Raw genomic sequence first — 22,183 nt, 5'->3', positions numbered from 1 at the left:
TTGCTCTCGCTCGCGCGATCACCGATAACGGGGACAACGCGAAACACCGGAGCATCGGCCATGACAACCCCCCCCTTTGGCACCGGCTGCCACCTGCATCTGATCGACGGATCGGCCTTCATCTTTCGCGCCTATCACGCGTTGCCGCCCCTCACCCGCAAATCTGATGGGCTGCCCATCGGCGCTGTGGCGGGCTTCTGCAACATGTTGCACCGCTATGTTGAGGGCAACACCGGCCCGGACGCGCCAACCCATGTTGCGGTGATTTTCGACAAGGGATCGCACACCTTCCGCAATGATCTTTATGATCAATACAAGGCCAACCGCGAAGCCATGCCCGAGGATCTGCGCCCGCAGATTCCGCTGACCCGCACCGCCACCGAAGCGTTCAACATTGCCTGCAAGGAACAGGAAGGGTTCGAGGCCGACGATATTATCGCCACGCTTGCCTGCCAGGCCCGCGATGCAGGCGGCCAGGTGACGATTATCTCCTCTGACAAGGATCTGATGCAGCTGGTCGGCGGTGGGGTCGAAATGCTGGACGCGATGAAGAATAAGCGCATCGACAGCGATGGTGTCTTCGAGAAATTTGGTGTCGGTCCGGACCGTGTGGTGGATGTCCAGGCGCTTGCCGGCGACTCGGTTGACAACGTGCCCGGCGCGCCGGGGATCGGGATCAAAACAGCCGCTCTGCTGATCAACGAATACGGTTCGCTGGAGGACCTGCTGAACCGCGCTGAGGAGATCAAACAGCCCAAGCGCCGCCAAACCCTGATCGAGAACCGCGCGCAAATCGAACTGTCAAAGCAGCTCGTCCAGCTGGACAACAATATGGAGCTGGATTTCACACTGGATGATCTGGGCGTGCGCGACCCCGATGCGGACCAGCTGCTCGACTTTCTGGCTGAGATGGAATTTCGCACTCTGTCCAAGCGTGTCGCCGATCAATTGGGCAAAGAGGCGCCAGCTATTGTCGACGCCCCCGCGCAAAGCGCTGACACCGCCGAGGCGCCAACTGTGGCGGATATGCCCTTCGACAGCGGCAGCTATGAATGCGTCCGTGACGCCGAGGCGCTGAAAAAATGGGTGACCCAGATCCGCGAACGCGGCTGGGTGGCGGTGGACACGGAAACCACTGGTTTTGACGAGATGGTGGTGGATCTTGTGGGCATCTCGCTCTGCGTGGAACCGGGCAGCGCCTGCTACATCCCGCTCACTCATAAATCCGGCAGCAGTGATGATCTCTTCGGTTCGGACGATCTGGCGGACGGGCAGATGCCGCTGCAGGACGCACTCGATATGCTAAAGCCCGTGCTTGAGGACGACAGTATCCTCAAGATTGGCCAGAATATGAAATATGACGCCAAGATTTTTGCCCGCCGGGGCATCGATGTGGCGCCAATCGATGACACGATGCTGATGTCCTATGCGATGCACGCAGGCCAGCACGGGCACGGCATGGACACGCTGTCGGAACGCTATCTGAACCACACGCCGATCCCGATCAAACCGCTGCTGGGCACCGGCAAATCCGCAATCACCTTTGACCGCGTGCCGATCGACGATGCCGTCGCCTATGCCGCTGAGGACGCCGATATCACCCTGCGTTTGTGGCAGCTGTTCAAACCACAGCTGCATCAGGCGGGCGTCACCACGGTCTACGAGACGCTGGAACGCCCGCTGGTGCCCGTGCTTGCCCGGATGGAGCGCGAGGGTATCAAGGTAGATCGCGATACGCTGTCGCGCATGTCCAACGCTTTTGCCCAGAAAATGGCTGGGCTGGAGGCCGAAATACATGAGCTGGCCGGCCAAAGCTTCAACGTCGGGTCCCCCAAACAGCTGGGCGAGATTCTGTTTGATAAGCTTGGCATGGAGGGGGGCAAGAAGGGCAAGACCGGGGCCTATGCCACCGGGGCGGATATTCTTGAGGATCTCGCCACCGAACACGCTCTGCCGGGTCTGGTCTTGGACTGGCGCCAGCTGAGCAAGCTGAAATCGACCTATACCGATGCGCTTCAGGATCATATCAACGCCGAAACCGGGCGCGTTCACACCTCTTATGTGCAGACCGGGGCCAACACCGGGCGTCTGGCCTCGACCGATCCCAACCTGCAGAATATCCCCATCCGCTCCGAGGAAGGACGCCGCATCCGCGAGGCCTTTGTTCCGGAGGAGGGCAATGTGCTGCTGGCGCTGGACTACAGCCAGATTGAATTGCGTATCCTCGCCCATGTCGCCGGGATCGATACCCTCAAACAGGCCTTTGCCGAGGGGCAGGATATTCACGCCCTCACCGCGTCAGAGATGTTCAACGTCCCGCTGGAGGAGATGACACCGGACATCCGCCGACAGGCCAAGGCGATCAACTTTGGCGTAATTTACGGCATTTCCGGCTTCGGTCTGGCTCGCAATCTGCGCATTCCACGGGCCGAGGCGCAGGGCTTCATCGACCGCTATTTTGAGCGGTTCCCCGGCATTCGCCGCTATATGGATGAGACGGTTGCCTTCGCCAAGGAGCACGGTCATGTGCAAACCCTGTTCGGGCGCAAGATCCACACGCCGGAGATCTCCGCCAAGGGACCACGCGCCGGCTTTGCCAAACGCGCCGCAATCAATGCGCCAATCCAAGGCACCGCAGCCGATGTGATCCGCCGCGCGATGATCCGGATGCCTGCTGCCATCGCTCACTTGCCTGCACGGATGCTGCTGCAGGTGCACGACGAACTGCTGTTCGAGGTGCCAGAAGCCGCGGTTGAGGACACCATCGAAACCGCCCGTCGCGTGATGGAAACCGCGGCAGACCCGGCGGTTCATCTGGACGTGAAACTGGTGGTGGATGCCGGCAGGGGCCAGAACTGGGCAGAAGCCCACTAAGCGGCCTGCCCCCTCGCACCGACATGGCTGGCTTCCGCTCCTTTTGATCGGGGCGGCAGCGGCGTGATCCAGGCCTGACCGGGCAAGGCCAGTCATCGGCCGGGTCCGCAACGCGCCATGCCCCGGCATGGCGCTTGGCGCAACGGGAAGACCGGCATCTTTGATGCTGAGATGACGGGCTGGAGGAGCGCGCCCATTGGCCTGCGATGCTAGTCTTTTACGCTGGGAGGTCCTGCGGGGCTGGCTGTTTCCGCAGGCGGCTTCACCATCCAGGCCACCAATCGGCGCACCGCAGGTGCCACCCCCAGCACAACGACGAAGGCCACCGGCCAGCCGAAACTCCAGGCCGACATCCAGAGCCCCGGCGCCTCTGCGCTCAGGCCAACCGCCTTTAGCGTGGCAACACCTGTGACGATGCAGGACATAACGCCAGACAGGATCAGTCCAAACAGGACAGGGGCGAATCGCGCAGGGAACATGATGGTCTCCAGTCTTGGATCGAATACCGCCTTATGCCCTGCGGTCAGTCACATTTCAATTCGCGAATATGTTATGACACCGCAACCGGACCTGTGGCCGCAGCCATTCCATCCTGACAGTGACTGGCGTACCCGGATGCGACCTCCGTCAGCCCATCCAGGCCAGACTGTCTTCTGTCCGTTTGGTACTTGGGGTATATTCGGCACTGACCCAGCCCTCATAGCCGCTTTCGTCAATCGCCGCGAAGAGCCGTTCGAAATCCACCGGTCCGGTTCCTGGCTCACATCGCCCGGGCGCGGCGCCGATCTGAACATGGGTTGCCCGGTCGCCAAAGGCCTCCCAGACCTTGACCGCATCCCCATGGATCAGCTGCGCGTGATAGGCATCATATTGCAGGCCGACGTTCTTGCGGTCCACGGCCTCCAGCACCTCAACCGCGAGATTGTAGTCATCCAGAAAATACCCCGGCTGATCACCGCTGTTCAGCGGTTCTATGGTGAATTGCTGTCCGGGCGCATAGTCGGCGGCCCATTGCAGATTGCGGATCAGCGTGTCTTTGGCCACATCGCCTTTGGCATAACCGGCCATGATGTGGATCATACCGGGCCGCAGCACCTCCGCATAGCGCAGCACCCGCCGGATATCGCGTTGAAACCGATCCGCCCCCATCGGCAACGCCGCATAGCCCGGCATCCCACCAGTATAGTTCGGGGGCGGTGCGTTGATCAGCAGCAGCTCCAGCCCATTGGCCAACAAGGCCCGCTGAGTTTCTTTCGCAGCCAACTCATAGGGAAACAGGATTTCCACCGCTTCAAACCCGGCCCGCGCGGCTGCAGGAAAACGGTCCAGATAGGGCAATTCCGCAAACAGCAATGAAATATTGGCCGCAAATTTCGGCATTGGAAAACCTCCTTTGGAGCCACCCCCGATTGGCGGCCAAATAGACATGTGCCGGACGGTCTCATCTCAATGGCTCCGCTCAGCCCCCGCCAAGTTCACCATTGCCCCATCCAGGATCACACCGCTTCAATCTGCCTCAGATCTCCACCGATTTTGAGCAGGTTTTCACAAGAATTTTCGCTAATTTTACAATACACTCAACTGGATCAGCGGCTTCCCGCCGCATCGCTGTACGACCGGCAGCGCTCTGCCGACGACACTACGATCTGGGTCAGGGTCAGTCGTCCGGCAGCTCATCCGATGGGATGATGCCAAAGAACGCACCAGCCGACCACAGACCAAACCATCCGTCCCGGTGACACCCCAGCTCCACAAGCCGGTAAAAGCTCTTGCGATCAATCAGCGCCTCCAGACCCGCCCGCACCATCACATAAGGTGCTGGCTCACCTGTCTCTTCGTCCCGCACCACGCGGATTTTATGCGCAGGCCCGGCCTCAACCCTGTCGCCAACATGGGTTTCAAACCGCAGCACCTGCGCCTCATCGGTGCCGTCCACCTCGAAATCCACCGCGACAAAGGGAGCATCCTCCACCGTGATGCCAACCTTTTCGACAGGCGTAACAAGGAAATACTTGCCGTCTTCCAGCTTCAGAATGGAGGAAAACAGCTTCACCAGTTCAAACCGCCCGATTGGGGTGCCGAGGTAGAACCAGGTGCCATCACGGGCAATCCGCATGTCCAGGTCCCCGCAGAACGGCGGATTCCACAGATGCACAGGCGGCAGCCCGCCTTTGCTCGCCGTCTTGGCCGCAGCCGCCAGCCCCTCGGCGCTGGGGGGTTCTGATCCTGTTTCGGGGGTGTTGCTGCCGGAAGTCACGGGATTTTGTCCGCTCATTGCTTTTGCCATTTTCTGTCAACGCGATACAGTATCACTATATATTCGCCGTGAAGGGAAAGTCATGTCCGAACCCGACGATCTGCTGGCCGAGATTGAAGCGCTTGAAGACAAGCTGACACAGGCCAGGTCCTCTATCACCCGGCGCTTTATCGGTCAGGAGCGTGTGGTCGATCTGACGCTGAGCGCCCTGCTGTGCGGTGGCCACGGGCTGTTGATCGGTCTGCCCGGACTGGGCAAGACCCGGCTGGTGGAAACCCTGTCTACGGTCATGGGGCTTGCAGGCAACCGGGTGCAGTTCACCCCGGATCTGATGCCCGCCGATATTCTGGGCTCAGAGGTGCTGGATACCGCCAAGGACGGCAGTCGTGCCTTTCGCTTTGTGCCGGGGCCGGTCTTTTGCCAATTGCTGATGGCGGATGAAATCAACCGCGCCAGTCCGCGTACACAATCGGCACTGTTGCAGGCGATGCAGGAACGTATGGTGACCGTCGCAGGTGCCGACCGTCCCCTTGGCACCCCCTTTCACGTGCTGGCCACGCAGAACCCGATTGAGCAGGAAGGCACCTATCCTCTGCCAGAGGCGCAGCTGGACCGCTTTCTATTCCAGATTGATGTCCCCTATCCGACCCGCCAGACCGAACGCGACATTCTTCTGGCCACCACCGGGGTTGAAGAGGGCAGCGCGCATCAGGTCTTCACTGCGGATGATCTGATGACGGCACAGACCCTGCTGCGCCGGATGCCCGTGGGGGACAGCGTGGTAGAGATGATTCTGGATCTGGTCCGTGCCTTCCGCCCGGAGGATCCCACCGCCTCTGAACGGGTGCAGCAGACCGTCGCCTGGGGCCCGGGGCCAAGGGCGGCACAGGCGCTGATGCTGGCGGTGCGGGCCCGCGCGCTGCTGCAGGGGCGCCTCGCCCCCAATGCCGATGATGTGCTGGATATGGCGCAGCCCGTGCTCAGCCACCGGATGGCGCTGAACTTCGCCGCCCGCGCCCGTGGCGAAAGCCTGACTGATCTGATCACCACCACAGCCGAGACCCTGGCACGACCCGGCGTCGCCGCGTGACACAGGCGCGCTCCCCTCAGCCAGACGGACCCGCGGGCAGCGGCCAAGGCCCCGCAGCAGATCTGCGCCACCGCGCAGAAAGTGCCGCCAGTCGCTTCCCGCCACTTCTGGTTCGGGCGCAGCAATTGGCCGGGTCCGTGCTTCTGGGCGAACATGGCCGCCGTCGTGCCGGCATGGGCGATGATTTCTGGCAATACCGCCCGGTGCAGGCCGGGGACAGCCGCCGCATGATTGATCACCGCCGGTCAGCCAAGGGAGATCAGCAGTTCGTACGTGAACGGGAATGGCAGATCGCCCAGACGGTGCACCTCTGGGTCGATCAGGGCGCGTCCATGCGCTTTGCCTCCACCCCGGCGCTGCCGCAGAAAATTGACCGCGCCCGACTGCTCGGACTGGCCGCCTCCGTGATGATGCTAAGAGCGGGGGAACGTGTCGGTCTCACCGGTGGCCGCCTGCCGCCCCGACGCGGCAATGCCCAGATCCTGCGGCTGGCCGACGCACTCAGCCTAGATGACGACGGCGACTATACCCCACCCGAAGATCGCGCCATGCTGCCACACGCGCGGGTGCTGTTTCTCTCCGATTTTCTAGGCCCCTTCGCACCGCTGGAACAGGCACTGGCCAAGGCCGCAGACCGCGGGGTTCACGGCGTGCTGATGCAGGTGCTTGATCCGGCGGAGGAGGAATTTCCCTTCGACGGGCGCACCATTTTCGAAAGCGTCGGCGGCGGGCTGCGCCATGAAACGCTGAAGGCTGGTGCCCTCAAACAGCGCTATCTTGATCGGCTTGCCGAACGACGCGACGCGCTGGATCATCTGTGCCGCGCGGCAGGCTGGCGTCTGGGCACGCATCACACAGGCGATAGCGCGCAGGCGGCCCTGATGTGGCTGTTTCACGCCATGGAAAGAAGCGGCTCATGACGACCATTGCCGGCATCGGCTTTTCGGCCCCCTGGCTGCTGCTGGCGCTTCTGGCGCTGCCGCTGTTGTGGCTGCTGTTGCGGGCGGTGCCCCCCGCCCCGCGCAAACGCCTGTTTCCGGCGGTCACCCTGCTTTTGGGGTTGCGCGATGACGACAGCCTGTCGGATCGCACCCCATGGTGGCTGTTGCTGCTGCGACTGCTGGCGGTGGCGGCCGCCATCGTCGGACTGGCCGGGCCGGTTCTCAACCCTACCACGACCCCGACAGGGCGCGGCCCGTTGCTGGTGGTGCTGGATGGCAGCTGGGCCGGTGCCCCGGACTGGGACCGCACCCGAGAGGAAATCGACCATCTTCTGGCTGAGGCCGGACGCGCGGATCGCCCCGTCGCCGTGCTGCGCCTGACCGCACCTCAGGCGCCTCAGTTCCAAAGCGCGGCAAGCTGGCGTCGTCAGATCATCGGTGAGCCCCCGCAAGCCTGGCAGCCCACGCCAGAGCAACTGGCCCGCGCCCGGACCCAGATAGATGCCATTGAGGGCGAGTTTGACAGCCTCTGGTTCAGCGACGGACTGGAGTATGCCGGCCGCGACGATCTGCTGGCGGCGCTGCGCCAACGCGGCAGGCTGACCGTTTATGAACATGCCACCCCCGGCTGGCGCTACGCCCGGTTGTCTATGTGGATGGCGCAATGGAAATCACCGTCGCTCGCCGCGGCCCGCAGGCCACCTCAGGTGACGGGGCTGTAACAACATCCCTTGGCGCAGGTACGGATCAAACCGTGACTGTCCTTGCCAAGGGGCCAGACCCGGGCGGCACCATGCGCACCCTCGGCTCGGTGACCGTGGATTTTGCCGACCCGGACAGCACCTCCGCCGACGGCAGCGAAGCCACCGCCCGCCTGTCTCTGCCGGCAGAGCTGCGCGCGCGCATCCGCCTGTTTGAGCTGCAGGGCCAAAGCAGCGCCGGGGCCGTATCGCTCGCCGATGATGGGCTGCGCCGCCGCGAAGTGGCACTGATCTCAGCCCAAAGCGGCAACGAAGGGCTCGCCCTCCTCTCGCCACTGCACTATCTGCGCCAGGCGCTGGCACCGACCGCTGACCTGCTGGAGGGCGGGCTAAGCGATCTTCTGCCCGCCAATCCCGACGTGATTGTCCTTACCGACACCGCCCGTCTGCCCCCCGATCAGGAGGCGGCAGTGGTGGATTGGGCCTCTGACGGCGGGCTGCTGCTGCGGTTCGCCGGTCCGCGACTGGCTGCAAGCGATACCGCCCGCACCGATGAGGAACCGCTGTTGCCCGTGCGCCTGCGGATTGGGGGCCGCAGCATCGGTGGCGCCATGAGTTGGGGAGAGCCAAAAACCCTCGCCCCCTTTGCCGAAGACTCTCCCTTTTTTGGACTGAACATTCCCCCTGACGTCACCGTCAGCTCGCAAGTGGTCGCCCAACCCGACCCCTCACTGGCAGAGCGGGTGATTGCGGAACTTTCCGACGGCACACCGCTGGTCACCCGCAAGCCGCTGGGCAATGGCCAGATCGTATTGTTTCACGTGACCGCCAATGCGGAATGGAGCAGCCTGCCGCTCTCCGGCCTGTTTGTGCAAATGATGGAGCGGCTGGCGATTTCCTCAGGCTCCAAACCGGCGGAGGCCGTCGATCTGGACGGCACCACATGGGCGCCGCTTCAGGTGCTGGACGGTTTCGGCGCGCTCTCCGATGCTGATGCCCTCCCCGGTGTGGCCGGGCCGGACCTGATCGCCGCCCCTGCCGGACCTGAGCTGCAACCGGGGCTCTATCAAAACAGCGATCGGCGGATCGCCCGCAACGTGATGCGCGCTGAGGATCAGCTGACCCCGACGCAGTGGCCGCTCAGCGTCCCTGTCAACGGCTATGGAGCCTCCCCCGAACGCCCGCTGGGCGGCCTGCTGATCAGCCTCGCCCTCATCCTGCTGGCCCTTGATGTGATTGCGGCGCTGTTGCTCTCCGGGCTTCTGGCGCGTCAGACCCGGACCTCCGCGAACACCATCCGCAACCTGACCTCGCTGCTGCTGTTGGCCACCTCTGTCTGGGTCATCACCCCCGGTCACGACATGCGCAGCCACGCCCAGGGCAACGCCACTGCGATTGAGGAGGTAACCCCCTCCCCCCCATCTGATCCCGCAGCCGATGCCGTGGCGGCAGAGCGGGCAGCCGAGCTGACATTGGCCCATGTACTGACCGGCAATCCGCAGGTCGATCAGCTGGCCCGCGACGGTCTGCAGGGGCTGTCAAACACGCTGCGCTTCCGCACCTCGGTCGAGCCCGCACCGCCCGCAGCTGTTGATCTGGAACGCGACGAGCTGGCCTTCTACCCTCTGCTCTACTGGCCCGTGACTGCCAATCAGGCGATGCCCTCGGGTGCGGCCTATGACCGGCTCAATACCTATCTGCGCACCGGTGGGATGATCCTCTTTGACACCCGCGATGCCGATCTGACCCGCGCTGGCGCCAGCAGCCCCGCCGGGCGCCGCCTGCAACAGCTCGCCCTGCGGCTGGATGTACCTCCGCTGGAGCCACTGCCCGCCGACCATGTGCTAACGCGCGCATTCTATCTGCTGCAAGATTTCCCCGGGCGTCACAGCCGCGGCGCCGTCTGGGTAGAAGCAGCGCCCGCTGACGCGCAACAGGTCGAGGGCATCCCATTTCGCAACCTCAATGACGGTGTGACACCGGTTGTGATCGGCGGCAACGATTGGGCCGCCGCCTGGGCCGTGGACGACAATGGCCGCCCCCTGCTGCCGGTTGGGCGCGGCTACGCGGGCGAGCGTCAGCGTGAACTGGCCTACCGTTTTGGTGTCAATCTGGTGATGCATGTGCTGACCGGGAATTACAAATCCGATCAGGTGCATGTCCCGGCTCTGCTTGATCGGTTGGGGCAATGATAATGAGGCTGGATATATGACGCAGACCATCCTCTTCGACCCGCTGGTCCCCTGGCCGGTGATCTGGCTGCTGGCAGCCCTTTCCACGGTCGTGCTTAGTCTCGCGGTCTGGAAACGCTTGGCCGGATGGCCCCTGCGTGCCCTTGCAGCCCTTGTCCTGATCGGCGCCCTCAGCGGTCCGGTTTATCAGATTGAGGACCGCGCCCCGCTCAATGATATCGTGCTGGTGCTGGAGGACAAAACCGCCAGCCAGTCCCTTTCCGACCGCCGCGAGCAGACCAGCACCGCCGTGACCGCGCTGGAAGCTGCCCTCGCCCAGCGGGCCAATACCGAGGTCCGTCGGATTCCGATCGACAACGTGCCCGCCCGCGAAGGGCGCAGCGACAACAGCGGCACCCTCCTGATGGGCGCGCTGGCAGAGGCGCTGGCCAATGTGCCACGTGGACGGGTCGCCGGGATCATTGCGCTCAGCGATGGTCAGATCCATGACATTGCACAAACCCCGGCCCTGCCGGCCCCGCTGCATCTGCTGCTGACCGGCCGCCCCGGTGATTGGGACCGGCGGCTGATCGTGAAGAACGCCCCGAGTTTTGCCATCATCGGCGAACCGGTGACCCTGACCCTCAGGATCGAGGATCAGGGCGACGCCCCGCCTGCGGGCGCACTGGCGGAACTGGCAATTTCCATCGGTGGCGCCGAGCCACAGCGCTTCAACCTGCCGGTTGGCGTCGATTTCGATCTGCCGCTGACGCTGCCTCATGGGGGGCGCAACGTGATCCAATTCACCGTCCCCACCGCCGAGGGCGAGCTGACGGATCGCAACAATGCCGCGCTGGTCCAGATCAACGGCGTCCGCGACCGCCTGCGTGTGTTGCTGGTCTCGGGTGAGCCGCATCCCGGCGGGCGCACCTGGCGCAATCTGCTGAAATCCGACAGCGCCGTGGATCTTGTGCATTTCACCATTCTGCGCCCGCCGGAAAAACAGGATGGCGTGCCGGTAGATGAGCTGTCGCTGATTGCCTTCCCCACGCGGGAGCTGTTTCTGGAGAAAATCAACGACTTCGATCTGATCATCTTTGACCGTTACAAACGCCGTGGCATTCTGCCCGCGATCTATCTCGACAATGTGGCCGACTACGTGCAGCGCGGTGGCGCTGTTCTCGTCGCCGCAGGGCCGGATTTTGCCAGCGCCGACAGTATCTATCGCTCACCGCTCTCCAGTATTCTGCCCGCCAGCCCTTCGGCGCGCGTCTTGGAACGGGCCTACCGGCCCGAGATCACCGATCTCGGCCAGCGCCATCCTGTCACCGCTGACCTGACCGGCGCCGCTGATTGGGGCCGCTGGCTGCGCCAGATCGAAGTCGACGTGCCCGAAGGCCATGTTTTGATGAGCGGCGTCGACGCCCGCCCCCTGCTTGTGCTGAACCGCGTTGAGGAAGGGCGTGTGGCGCTCCTGGCCTCTGATCATGCCTGGCTCTGGAGCCGGGGATATGAGGGCGGCGGCCCGCAGCTGGAACTGCTGCGCCGTCTGGCCCATTGGATGATGAAAGAGCCCGAGCTGGAGGAGGATGTCCTCTCCGCCGAGGCCACCGGCCAGCGCATGCGTATCCAGCGCCGCAGTCTCGACGCGGATGTCGGCGAGGTCACCATCACCACTCCGGATGGCAGCACCGCCACGGTCCCCCTGACCCAGACCGCACCCGGCCGGTGGGAAGGCCGCTATGAGGGACCGGAACCCGGCCTCTACCGGCTGGAGGAAGGGGAGCAATCCACCGTGATCGGCCTCGGCCCTGCGGCCCCGCGCGAATTTGAACAGACCATCGCCACGAGGGAGGTCATGGCCGCCGCTGTGGCCCAGACACGCGGCGGCGTGCGGGCCTTGCACGACGGTATTCCCAGCCTGCGCAATATACGTGTCGGACGTGTTGCAGCAGGGCGCGGCTGGATCGGCCTGACGCCACGTGACGCCTATCGCACCATTTCGGTCAGGCAGACGCCGCTGCTGCCCGCTTGGCTGGTTCTGCTGATGGCCAGCGCCGCGATCATCGCAGGGTGGCTGCGCGAGGGGCGGCGCTGATCCCACATTCCGGGGCCTGACAGTGCGCTGAGAATTACTCGTCCGGGCGGGTGATGCGCACCCGCACCTGATCCGACCGGCCGTTACGGTCGACCACAACCAGCGTTGAAAACCCACGGTCCAGCCCTGACAGGTCGATGCTGCGACGGCGGGCACCGGTCACCACAGGCGTCTGATTGGCCAGCACCAGAAACGGCGCCTCGCCGCCCTTGATCCGCAGGGTCATCTGCCCGCCCTCCGCCAGCAGCAGAGCCGCCCCATCCGGAGGAAAGGCCAGCTGCAGCCGCGCGCCGGGTGGACCACCAACACTCCCCCTGTCAAAGCGCTGCAATGGCAGCGGCAACTCCGCCGTCGCAACGCGCAGGGTCGAGGCAGGCGCCGCTGGCAAGGGGGTAAATCCGCGACCAATCCGCCCAAAGGCCTCAAACAGCAGGGGCGCCGCCAGTTCCGCACCAAAGGCTCCCGGCACCGGTGTGCCATCCGCCCGCCCCAGCCAGACACCCACCACATAGCGGCCATCCCATCCGATCGCCCAGGTATCGCGGTGGCCGTAGGATGTGCCTGTTTTATAAGCCAGCATACCCGCAGGCGCCCCGGCGGGAGGCGGCACACCGCGTAGAATATCGCCGATCTGCCAGGCAGAAACCTTGCTCATCAGACGCGGCATCCGCTCGTAAGGGGCATCCAGACGCGCCCTTAGCCGGGGGCCTTGCCCACCAGCCGCCAGCCCCGCGTAAACCTGCACCAGATCCCGCAGCGACACGCCGACCCCACCGAGCGCCACCGCCAGCCCTGGCTTGCCGCCGGGCAACCGGGGGTGCGCGCCGCCCCGCCGCAACGCCGCCATCAGCCGCGCCGGGCCCAGTGCCTGCATCAGCTGTATCACCGGTGTGTTCAGCGACAGCTGCAGCGCCCGCCGGATTCGCAGATCCCCCCGAAAGCGGCCATCGAAATTCTGCGGTGCATAGCCATCAATATCAATCGGACCATCGTGGATCAGTGTCTCCGGATGGGCCAGCCCCTGATCGAAGGCAAGACCGTAAACCAGCGGTTTCAGCGTCGATCCGGGGGACCGTGGGGCGCGTGTCATATCGACAAACCCCTGCCGCAGATCATCGCGGTACCCGGACGATCCGACAGAGGCGAGGATCTCGCCGCTCTGGTGGTCCGCCACCAGCACCGCCGCAGAGAGCCTCGCATCCTGCCGCGCCACACTCTGCGCCAGAAGCTGCGCCAGACGCTGCTGCAGTCCCGCCTCAAGGGTCAGATCAATCCGCGCCTGCTCCGGTGTATCTGCCACCAGATCATCCGCCAGATGTGGCGCCAGCTGTGGAAAACCCCGCATGCGCCGTGGCATCGGCGCCCGCGCTGCGGCCTCTGCTGCGTCAGCCGTCAGCAGCCCGGCATTACGCATCCGCTGCAACACCCAGTCGCGGGCCAACCGTGCCTTTTCCGGCGCGCGATCCGGGCGGCGCGCCTCAGGGGCCTGCGGCAACGCCACCAGCAGGGCAGCCTCGGCTGGGGTCAACCGCGACGGCTCCTTGCCGAACCAGGCATAGCTCGCCGCCCGCACCCCTTCGAGATTGCCGCCAAAAGGCGCGTGGATCAAATACAGCTCTAAAATCTGCGCCTTGCTGAGGCGGCGTTCCAACGCCAGCGCCAGCCGGATCTGCCGCAGCTTGCCCGCCCAGCGCCCGGTACTGCCATCCTCCAACAGCCGCGCCACCTGCATGCTCAGCGTTGACCCGCCTGAGACCACCCGCCCCCGCCACAGGGCCTGTGCCGCCGCGCGCAACAACGCCAGCGGATCGACACCGCTGTGGTCATAGAATCGCTTGTCCTCATAGCGCAGCAACATCGCGCGATAGCCCGCGTCGACCTGATCCACCGTCACAGCCATACGCCAGATCCCATCCGCCACCGGATAGGCTCGCAGCAATTGCCCGTTGCGGTCGCGAACCTCTGTCGCGGTCTCCGCCAGCGTCGCTGGCATCGGCGTCTTCTCGACCCAATCATCAAAGGCCACACCGCCGATCACCGCGACCGCACATAGACCCATCAAAGCCGCAGTGATCCAACGCCATCGCCGGAAACGACGCAAGGCCGGAGCCAACAGACGGATCACCGGACCTGGACGCGGCCCGTCGCGGTGCGGGCGCGATAGGCAGGCCGGTACATATCCTCAACCGAGGCCGCCGGATGATGGAACAGGCCCGGCGTGACTGCGCGCGCCACATAGGCCAGCGTCACAGGCGAGCCCGCCTCTCCACCGCGCCCACGCCGCAGGTTGATCGCCGCTAGAAACCTGTCCGCACGGAACTCGGCATGGCGGGCCTCGCTCAGCGTGAGCCAGTCGAGGCCGCGCACATCACCGGACCGCAGCAGGCTCGGGTTGTCGATCTCCAGCCCCGCAGGCAGCGGATCACTGATCATCAATCTTGCGCCAACCGGCTCAAACGGAACCACCCGCAGCACCGTGACAAACCGGTCGCCAACGGTGAACTGATCCGGCGCCAGCGCCTCACCTTCCATCGAATAATACCTGCGTTCGATGCTGTAGCCGGTTCCGCCCGCAGGGGCCGCAACCAGCGGCACACCCAGCGTGGTCAGCGTGATGTCCACATCCCTACCGGAAGCAGCGGTCAGCGCCAGCGGGTCCTGATCTTGGCCACCGTCCAACACCTCAACCATTGGGCCATCTGCGGCTTGCCCATTGACCAGCAGCCCGGATCCGCCATCCCCAGCAATCAGCGCATGGGCCGCCATCAGCGTCCAGGCGCTTTCCTGTGTGGAGAGCCCCCGACCCTCCCCGACCAACCCCGCACTCAGCGCGCGACGGTCCACCGCGTCAGACCCGGCCTCACTGGCCAGGGCCAGAACCCCGGCCTGATCGCGGCGCAGGCTGCCATAGTCGGCGCGCCACAGGGTTGGATCGGGATCAGCGCCTTGCAGCATCGCAGCGGCACGGGCGAACATCTGATCTGCGCGACGCTGATCGCCATAGGTTGCCAGAGCCGCCCCCACCTGCGCCACCGCCAGCGGCGTGGCAAAATCGCCCGCCTTCACATCCGCATAGTAGCGCAGATCCCCCATTGCCGCCTCGCCCTCGCGGGCCAGAACCAACAGCGCATAGGCGATATCTTCGCCGCCCGTGTCAAAATCGGGCGCGTAGTTGACCCGGTTGCGCAGGTTGTCCAGCGCCTGACGGAACCGGGTGTCGGCCACCTGATAGCCCTGCGCCCGCGCACGGCTCAGAAAATCGCTGGCATAGGCATCCAGCCAGAAATCACCACTTTCGGCGCGCCACAGGCCAAAGCCACCGTTGCTGGCCTGCCGCGCCAGCACCTGCCGGATGGCGCTGTCGATCTTTGCGGTGACCTCAGGCGCATTCCCCAGTCCCGCGGCCTCTGCCACCGATGACAGATACAACAGCGGCAATGCGCGCGAGGTCACCTGTTCGGTGCAGCCATAGGGATAGAGCTCCAACCCGTTGAGCAGCCCCGGCACATCAAATCGCGCCAGTGGCCCGGCAGACATCACCGCCCGCGCGCCCTCCGGTCGCAATCCGGTAAAGACGTCAGAGGAGAATAGGAAACTGTTCCCCGCCGCCAACTGGAAACGGCGGGTGGTCGCAACCGCTGGATTATTGGCCCGCACCGGCAGGCGCAGGGTCTGGATCAGGGTTTCGCCCTCAGCCGTTGTCAGCGTCAGCTCTATCTCCGGGTCGCCAACGGACAGCGCCGCAACCGGCAGGATCACGGTCTCGCTGCCGCCCGGCGCCAGGTCAAGCGATTGAGGCAGCGCCCCGATCTCCAGCCCCGCTCCAAGGGTGCGGGCCGCAAGCTCCAGCCGACCAGCAGGGCCATCCGCATGGGTGACCTCGATCTGCACCCGGCTGCTATCGCCCGGCGCAAGGAACCGCGGTGCCGATGCACTGACCACAATCGGATCCCGGACCAGCATGTCTTCGGCAGCCTGACCCACCGCACCCTGCGACCAGGCCACCGCCATCACCCGTACCGTTCCGTTAAAGGGCGGCAGCGCGATCGGCACCTCGGCGTGCCCCTCCGCGTCAAGCTTCACCGGGCCGGAAAACACCGCCATCAGATCCTGCGTCGGCGGTGGTGACTGCAACCGCATCCCCGTGCCCGCATCCCCGCCCGAACGCACCCGGCCAAGCGCCCCGGTGCCAGTCTCAATCAGCCGTCCGTATAAATCGCGCAGCTCCATCCCCAGCCGTCGCTGGCCATAGTAATGTGCCGATGGATCCGGGCTCTGAAATCCGGTCAGATTGAGGATCCCCAGATCAACCGCCGCCAGTGTCAGCCAGACCTCTTCACCGGGGGCGGCGCCGCGCACCTCAACCTTGGCCAACTCGGTCCTGCGTGGCCGGGCCACCCCGGGCAGGTCCAGCGCCACCTGTAGTTCCTGTCCCGGCCGGGTGACCGTTGCATGCGCCAGCCCCAGCGCCCGAGTCGGGCTTTGATCCGCCTTGCCCATCAGCGGCTGTACCACCATGGCAGAGACATAGGCGCCACTGCCCCAATCAGCGGTAACATTCAGCGGGACCAAGGTTTCCCCCACAGGCACCTCGACCATCTGGCGGCTGATCAACCGGTTCGACATCACCGACACCAACGCGGTTCCGGCCGCGCGGCTCACCACGCGCAGGCGGGCGGTATCCCCCGGCTCATAGCTGTCACGATCCAAGGACACCTCCAGCTGGTCGGGAGTATCCGCCCCTTCGTCCGGGACGTACCAGCCTGCATAGAAATCACTGGACGCCGCGACATAAGGCACGCCCTGATGCTCCACCACCAACTCATATCTGCCCCAATCGACAGGCTGGTCCAGTACCAGTGGCGTGGTGGCATTCACCTGCGCCACGCCGGTTGCAACACGGCTTCGGCGGGTCGTGGGCTCCCAGTTCCAGTTGCCGTAAAGCTGGTACCACTGATAGCGCGTTTCCACCCGGTTCAGCGTCCACGTCACCGACATATCCTGCGGGCTGCCATCCGGAGCCAGCGCGACAATGGAAAACCGCGCCGCATCGCCCTCTGCGACAACATCCTCAAACAGCGGTTTGATGCCAATCACCGGGCCGTCCGGCTGCAAGGGGACACTCAGCTGCCGTTCAACCGGGCGTGCGCTGCCATCACTCAGACGAGTGGTCACCTCCGCGACAAGCGGCTGCCCCAGCGCCTCAATCTCGGGCAGTGCCACCGAAAGTGTCCCGATCCCCTCCGCATCCGTCCGCGCGCCGCCAAAATGGCGGCTTTGCGGGGATACCAAATCGTCGTAGCGGCCAAAGCGGTAGCCGTCCCAGCCCGCCACCTGATCCGCCGGGCGCAGCGTGACCTCGCCATCGATACTGAGATCCCGGCCCGGCGCACCAAACAGATACCGCGCCTCAATCCGCAAGGGGCTGCTGGTACCGGGGCGCAACGCCTGCCCGGTCGCGGCTGTCAGAGTCTGGGTGAAATCAATGCGCTCAGGCAGAAAATCCTCAACCAGAATCTGTCGGCTAGCGAGTGCCGGTGCCTTTGGATCGGACAGGATCGACAACCGCCAGGTGCCACCTGGCGCGGTCTCTCCCACCGGCAGCGCAAAGACATGCCCCCCAGCCACCCCCTGATCCGAAATCAGCCGGGCATATTCGACCCCATCGGGGCGGGTCAGAACCGCGATCAACGGCAGGCCCGCGATCGCCTGCGCCGTCGCATCACGGGCAAGGGCTGTGGCATGGATCACCTCTCCGGCACGATAGGCGCCGCGATCCGTGGTCAAAAACACATCAACCGGCCCGGGCGCCACGCGCCCCTCAACGCCCCGATCCGACAAATCAAAGGCGGCATCCCGCAGCGAAAGAAAGGCAAAGTCAGCGGCTGCCTCACCCGTCTCACCCGTCTGCGCCATCAGGACAGCCGGAGCAGACGCGCCCTGTCCACGCGTCAGACCCGCATCAAAATGCGCATAGCCCTCGGCATCACTCACCGCAGTTCCCAACACGGCGTTGGCGTTGGAGATCAGCTCTACCCGCACACCAGCACGCGGCGCGGCATCGGAAAGCCCCTGCACCTGCACATGCAACCCGTCACTGCCCAGCATCGTACTCAGCCCCAGATCGGTCAGCACAAACCACTGGGTCGCGGCCGGGCTCTCATAAGGGTCGGCGCCGGGCAGCTGCGCACTCAGCGCGTAGATCCCCACCGGTTGATCCGCCAGCGCCTGATCCAGCGGCAATCGCGTGGTCACCGTTTGGTTCAATGTCTGCGAAACCTCGGCGGTGCCGCTCCAGATCTCCTCGGCGATATCGCTGGCGAACTGTTCCTCCTGCCACTGCGACAGCGGTCGGGCAAAGTAGTCCTCCTGCAGACTGCGCAGCAGGTTGCGGTCACTGACACGGCGCAGGCGCAGCTCCAGCGTGGTGGCATTCACCGTCTCCACCGGCACCGCCACCTGATCGCCCTTGGGCAATACGTATGACCGACCGGAGAAGCGGACACTCGGCCCGCGATCCCGCACATAGTGGGTCAGCGTCACATCCTTGGCCAATATCTCACCGCTGCCGGCAGGCAGCCCCCGGCGCAGCGTCAGCCGGTAGCGGGTGCCGTGATCAACCCCATCCACGCAAAGCTCCCGCCCTGCCGACTCAGCCACCAGACGCGGATCCGCCAGCTTGATGAAATCATCGTAGGCGACCCCGCTTGGTGCCAAATCTTCGGAAAATTCGACACATATACGGGGCGATGCGCTGTCGCTTTCTACCCGGCTTCCGGTGACCCGAAATCCATATTTGGCAATTGCGTCGTCCAGACGGGCCGCCAGTTTCGGGCTGTTGTCCCGCTCTGCCGCCAGCCGCAGAACTGCCAGCGCAGCACGCCCGCGCCCCAGCTGTTCCAATGCCTTGGCCGCCGTGGCCAGAGCCTGCGCCTCAGCGGCATCATCCGGGCCACGCAGATAACTGTTGAGCGCCGCCGAAAGGGCCGCCTCATGGGCGCGCCGCTGCGCCGATCCTTGCGCCTCCTGACGCATCAGCCGCCGGGCATAGTCCAGCCACAGATCGCTTCGGTCACTCAGCACCACCGCTTCCGCGATCCAACGCAAGCCTGTCGCGGGCGACGCGCTCTGTGCCGCCGCAACCAGGTCATCAACGCTGGCACCCCCGGTGGGAAAGCGTAATCCGAGGTTCTGGGCCTGTTTTGCCGCCTGCGCCAGATCATCTTCCTGCAGCCCCTGCAAGGCAGCGGCGCGCGCATCTGCCGCCTGCCTCTGTGCGCGGTTACTGGTCAGTTTGAGTGCCGAAAACGCACCCTCATAGGGAGACGGCTGATCCATCGCGGATTTGGGAAAACAGGCGTTGGAGCGGCTGTTGAACGCAAAACCGGCACAGTCTGGTTGCGCCGAACAGGCCCGCGCACAGCTGCGCATATCGGTTTCAAACAGTGGCCCAAGGTCAGCCCCGAAATGATCGGTATCTCGCTGAATGACATACCGATTTTCCGGAAAAATTGAATCAGCAAAAACAACTAAAGGTTGAACAAGCCAACCGCACAAAAGTACAATAAGTGAAATGAACACACGCACCATGGAACCCTCCAAACCTGCCCAGAGGCTGGCACGGGGTTAACGCCATAGCAAGGTATCGCAACGTAACAGATGGGCTAATCTCAATTTAATCTCTGCTCCTCTAAACTGGGGCAGGTCAGTCGTGTTGGTTTTTAAGTGGAGTTTGCAGGGATGAACCTTGCTGACAAATTGACGGAAGAACGACGCGCGCGTCTCGCGGCGGAGCGCCTGCTCGAACTGAAGCAGGCGGAGCTTTCGGCAGCCAACCGCAAACTCGGGCGCCATGCGCTGGCTCTGACGCGCCAAATCGGCGCCACCCAGGCCGAGGTGGCCACCGTCCGCGACGAAAACGCCAAGGTGAAATCGGATCTCTCCACCGCCAACGAGAAGGTTGAGCGCGCCGAGCAGCGCCTTTGGCATTCGATCCAGGCCTTTCAGGACGGATTTGCCTTTTTCGATTCAGACAGCAAACTGATTGGCGCCAATACCGCCTATCTCGATCTGTTCGACGGTCTGGAGGAGGTCACGCCGGGCGTCTCCTACATGCGCATCCTGCAGATCCTCACCGATGAGGGGCTGGTCAACACCGGCGAACAGGACCCGGATCACTGGCGCGCGCAGATGTCGGAACGCTGGTTGTCCCCCTCCCCGGAACCGGTGGTCGTGCGGATGTGGGATGATCGCTACCTGCGGCTCCTGGATCAACGTGGCCACGGTGGCGATATGGTCAGCCTTGCGCTCGATATCACCTCCACCGTTCAATATGAGGAAGAGTTGCAGGCCGCCCGTGAACGGGCCGAGGCTGCAAACCGGGCAAAATCCGCTTTCCTTGCCAATATGTCCCACGAGATTCGCACCCCGATGAACGGGGTTGTCGGCATGGCGGAACTGCTCAGTGACACCAAACTGAGCGAGGAACAGCAGCTCTACGCCAACACGATCAAGAATTCCGGAGAGGCGCTGCTGGTCATCATCAATGACGTGCTCGACTATTCCAAAATCGAGGCGCAGAAACTGCAGCTGCACCCCGAACCCTTTGATCTGGAACGCAGTGTCCATGAGGTGCTGATGCTGTTGCAGCCCACCGCGCGGGACAAGGGGCTGACACTGCTGCTGGATTATGACCTATTCCTGCCAACCAGCTTTGTCGGAGATCCCGGACGCATTCGCCAGGTCCTTACCAATCTCGTTGGCAACGCGGTGAAATTCACCGCCGAGGGGCATGTCGCGCTGCAAATCACCGGCATCTCCAACGCGGATGACAAAGTCTCCTCAATCCACGTCACGATTGAAGACACCGGCATCGGCATCCCGGAGGAGAAAGTTCAAGACATCTTTGGCGAGTTCAATCAGGTCGAGGACGAGCGCAATCGCCAGTTTGAGGGCACCGGCCTTGGCCTCGCGATCTCCAAACGCCTGATTGAGCTGATGGACGGTGAGATCTGGGTCGAAAGCCAGGAGGGCAAGGGATCCTGCTTCGGCTTCCGCATGGAACTGCCGCTGGCGGAAGGCGCCTCCACCAGTATTCCCACCCTGCCCAAGGGGCTGTGTCAGATCGCTGTCATAGATTCGCAATCGGTGATGCGCGATGTGCTCAGCAAACAATTGGCCATGCTGGGGCTGGAGGTCACCGTATTCGACAATGGCGCCGCTGCGATTGCCGGCATGCCAGACGACGTTGATCTGGTGGTTTGCGACGAACAACTGCCAGATCAGAATGGTATCGAACTGGCACAGAAACTGCGCTCCGGACCTTTTGCGCAGGTGCCGATCCTGATGCTCAGCAGCGATCCCACTGCATCCAGCAATTCAGATGTACAATCGGTGACGGACAGCGTGCTTCTGAAACCAATCCAGCGGGATGAGCTGTTCCAGAGGCTGGTCGATCTGCCCAGCGGTGGATCGGAGACCGGTACCTCCGCCGCTCCTGAAACCATGGGAACGCCACCAGAGCTGAGCAGCGTCGCAACAAATCCCGCTCCACCCCAGCCTGCTCCAACTGCGCCCCCTCCTCTCGCCGCCGTCAGCACGCGCCCCACCCAGCGGCTCATGCGGGTACTGGCCGCAGAGGACAATCGCACCAACCAGCTTGTCTTCCGCAAGATGGTGAAGGATCTGAACATAGACCTGCAATTTGTCAGCAACGGGATAGAGGCGGTGGAGGCTTATCAGTCGTTCCAGCCTGATCTGATCTTCATGGATATCTCCATGCCGATGATGGATGGCAAGGAAGCAACCCAGAAAATCCGCGCGCTGGAACACGGCACCGGCACCTATGTCCCGATCATCGCGCTGACCGCCCATGCCATGGCCGGTGATTCCGATGGCATTCTCGCAGCCGGGCTGGATCACTACCTGACCAAACCCCTGCGCAAGGCGCTGATCCACGAACGCATTCACGCCTATCTCCCGGCGGAGGCGGCGCCGCTCACGCATGAGGCGGTCACCCAGACCGGCGCCGCCTGATCCGGCGGTCCCGCGC

The 22,183-nt window shown here is 63.9% G+C and carries 10 protein-coding genes and 1 pseudogene; 6 read left to right on the top strand and 5 right to left on the bottom strand.

What is annotated here, in order from left to right; translation table 11 throughout:
- The first annotated feature begins 60 nt into the window (after positions 1 to 60).
- The gene (polA, locus tag D1820_RS13635; RefSeq protein WP_118069428.1) at positions 61 to 2,874 is read left to right on the top strand and encodes a DNA polymerase I; all 2,814 of its coding nucleotides are present in this window, start codon (positions 61 to 63) and stop codon (positions 2,872 to 2,874) included.
- 209 nt (positions 2,875 to 3,083) lie between these two features.
- On the opposite strand, the gene D1820_RS13630 is transcribed toward polA, so the two are convergent.
- The 3 genes from D1820_RS13630 to D1820_RS13620 all read right to left on the bottom strand — a co-directional run bounded on the left by D1820_RS13630 (position 3,084) and on the right by D1820_RS13620 (position 5,149).
- A complete protein-coding gene (locus D1820_RS13630) occupies positions 3,084 to 3,353 on the bottom strand; it encodes a DUF2798 domain-containing protein (RefSeq protein ID WP_052465578.1) in 270 nt (89 codons plus the stop codon).
- 148 nt (positions 3,354 to 3,501) lie between these two features.
- Positions 3,502 to 4,254 carry a hydroxypyruvate isomerase family protein gene (locus tag D1820_RS13625; protein ID WP_118069427.1) on the bottom strand — a complete coding sequence of 251 codons (753 nt, stop codon included), beginning with the start codon at positions 4,252 to 4,254 and terminating at the stop codon, positions 3,502 to 3,504.
- A gap of 277 nt (positions 4,255 to 4,531) precedes the next feature.
- Positions 4,532 to 5,149, bottom strand: coding sequence for a DUF1285 domain-containing protein (locus tag D1820_RS13620; protein ID WP_205521382.1), 618 nt, complete (start codon positions 5,147 to 5,149; stop codon positions 4,532 to 4,534).
- A 64-nt stretch (positions 5,150 to 5,213) separates the two neighbouring features.
- Here D1820_RS13620 and D1820_RS13615 point away from each other — a divergent pair, with 64 nt between their 5' ends.
- The 4 genes and pseudogenes from D1820_RS13615 to D1820_RS13600 all read left to right on the top strand — a co-directional run bounded on the left by D1820_RS13615 (position 5,214) and on the right by D1820_RS13600 (position 12,132).
- Positions 5,214 to 6,221: a MoxR family ATPase gene (locus D1820_RS13615; RefSeq protein ID WP_118069426.1), complete on the top strand. Its 1,008-nt coding sequence runs from the start codon at positions 5,214 to 5,216 to the stop codon at positions 6,219 to 6,221.
- Positions 6,218 to 7,141, top strand: coding sequence for a DUF58 domain-containing protein (locus D1820_RS13610; protein ID WP_118069425.1), 924 nt, complete (start codon positions 6,218 to 6,220; stop codon positions 7,139 to 7,141). Before D1820_RS13615 ends, D1820_RS13610 begins: the two co-directional genes overlap by 4 nt.
- A pseudogene (locus D1820_RS13605) lies at positions 7,138 to 10,055 on the top strand (DUF4159 domain-containing protein). Before D1820_RS13610 ends, D1820_RS13605 begins: the two are co-directional and overlap by 4 nt.
- Before the next feature lie 16 nt (positions 10,056 to 10,071).
- Positions 10,072 to 12,132 (top strand): hypothetical protein, encoded by a 2,061-nt coding sequence (locus tag D1820_RS13600; RefSeq protein WP_118070218.1) that lies wholly within the window; start codon positions 10,072 to 10,074, stop codon positions 12,130 to 12,132.
- A gap of 34 nt (positions 12,133 to 12,166) precedes the next feature.
- On the opposite strand, the gene pbpC is transcribed toward D1820_RS13600, so the two are convergent.
- Positions 12,167 to 14,191, bottom strand: coding sequence for a penicillin-binding protein 1C (pbpC, locus tag D1820_RS13595; protein ID WP_371311705.1), 2,025 nt, complete (start codon positions 14,189 to 14,191; stop codon positions 12,167 to 12,169).
- A gap of 62 nt (positions 14,192 to 14,253) precedes the next feature.
- Positions 14,254 to 19,563, bottom strand: a complete 5,310-nt coding sequence (locus tag D1820_RS13590) for an alpha-2-macroglobulin family protein (protein ID WP_118070214.1) — start codon at positions 19,561 to 19,563, stop codon at positions 14,254 to 14,256.
- 309 nt (positions 19,564 to 19,872) lie between these two features.
- On the opposite strand from D1820_RS13590, the gene D1820_RS13580 reads away from it, so the two are divergent.
- Positions 19,873 to 22,167: a response regulator gene (locus D1820_RS13580; protein ID WP_118069424.1), complete on the top strand. Its 2,295-nt coding sequence runs from the start codon at positions 19,873 to 19,875 to the stop codon at positions 22,165 to 22,167.
- The last annotated feature ends 16 nt before the right edge of the window (positions 22,168 to 22,183 follow it).

Origin of the sequence: Phaeobacter sp. LSS9 (assembly GCF_003443595.1) — a bacterium.
Classification (GTDB): Bacteria; Pseudomonadota; Alphaproteobacteria; order Rhodobacterales; family Rhodobacteraceae; genus Phaeobacter; species Phaeobacter piscinae.
Note: the sequence above shows the minus strand (reverse complement) of the source record. Positions and strands in the feature narration are given on the sequence as shown.

Bases quoted from the DNA above. Each gene is read 5' to 3' on its own strand.
- D1820_RS13580 (WP_118069424.1), top strand. From the start codon at position 19,873: ATGAACCTTGCTGACAAATTGACGGAAGAACGACGCGCGCGTCTCGCG.
- D1820_RS13630 (WP_052465578.1), bottom strand. From the start codon at position 3,353: ATGTTCCCTGCGCGATTCGCCCCTGTCCTGTTTGGACTGATCCTGTCT.
- D1820_RS13620 (WP_205521382.1), bottom strand. From the start codon at position 5,149: ATGAGCGGACAAAATCCCGTGACTTCCGGCAGCAACACCCCCGAAACA.
- D1820_RS13590 (WP_118070214.1), bottom strand. From the start codon at position 19,563: ATGCGCAGCTGTGCGCGGGCCTGTTCGGCGCAACCAGACTGTGCCGGT.
- D1820_RS13625 (WP_118069427.1), bottom strand. From the start codon at position 4,254: ATGCCGAAATTTGCGGCCAATATTTCATTGCTGTTTGCGGAATTGCCC.
- D1820_RS13615 (WP_118069426.1), top strand. From the start codon at position 5,214: ATGTCCGAACCCGACGATCTGCTGGCCGAGATTGAAGCGCTTGAAGAC.
- D1820_RS13600 (WP_118070218.1), top strand. From the start codon at position 10,072: ATGACGCAGACCATCCTCTTCGACCCGCTGGTCCCCTGGCCGGTGATC.
- pbpC (WP_371311705.1), bottom strand. From the start codon at position 14,191: ATGGGTCTATGTGCGGTCGCGGTGATCGGCGGTGTGGCCTTTGATGAT.
- polA (WP_118069428.1), top strand. From the start codon at position 61: ATGACAACCCCCCCCTTTGGCACCGGCTGCCACCTGCATCTGATCGAC.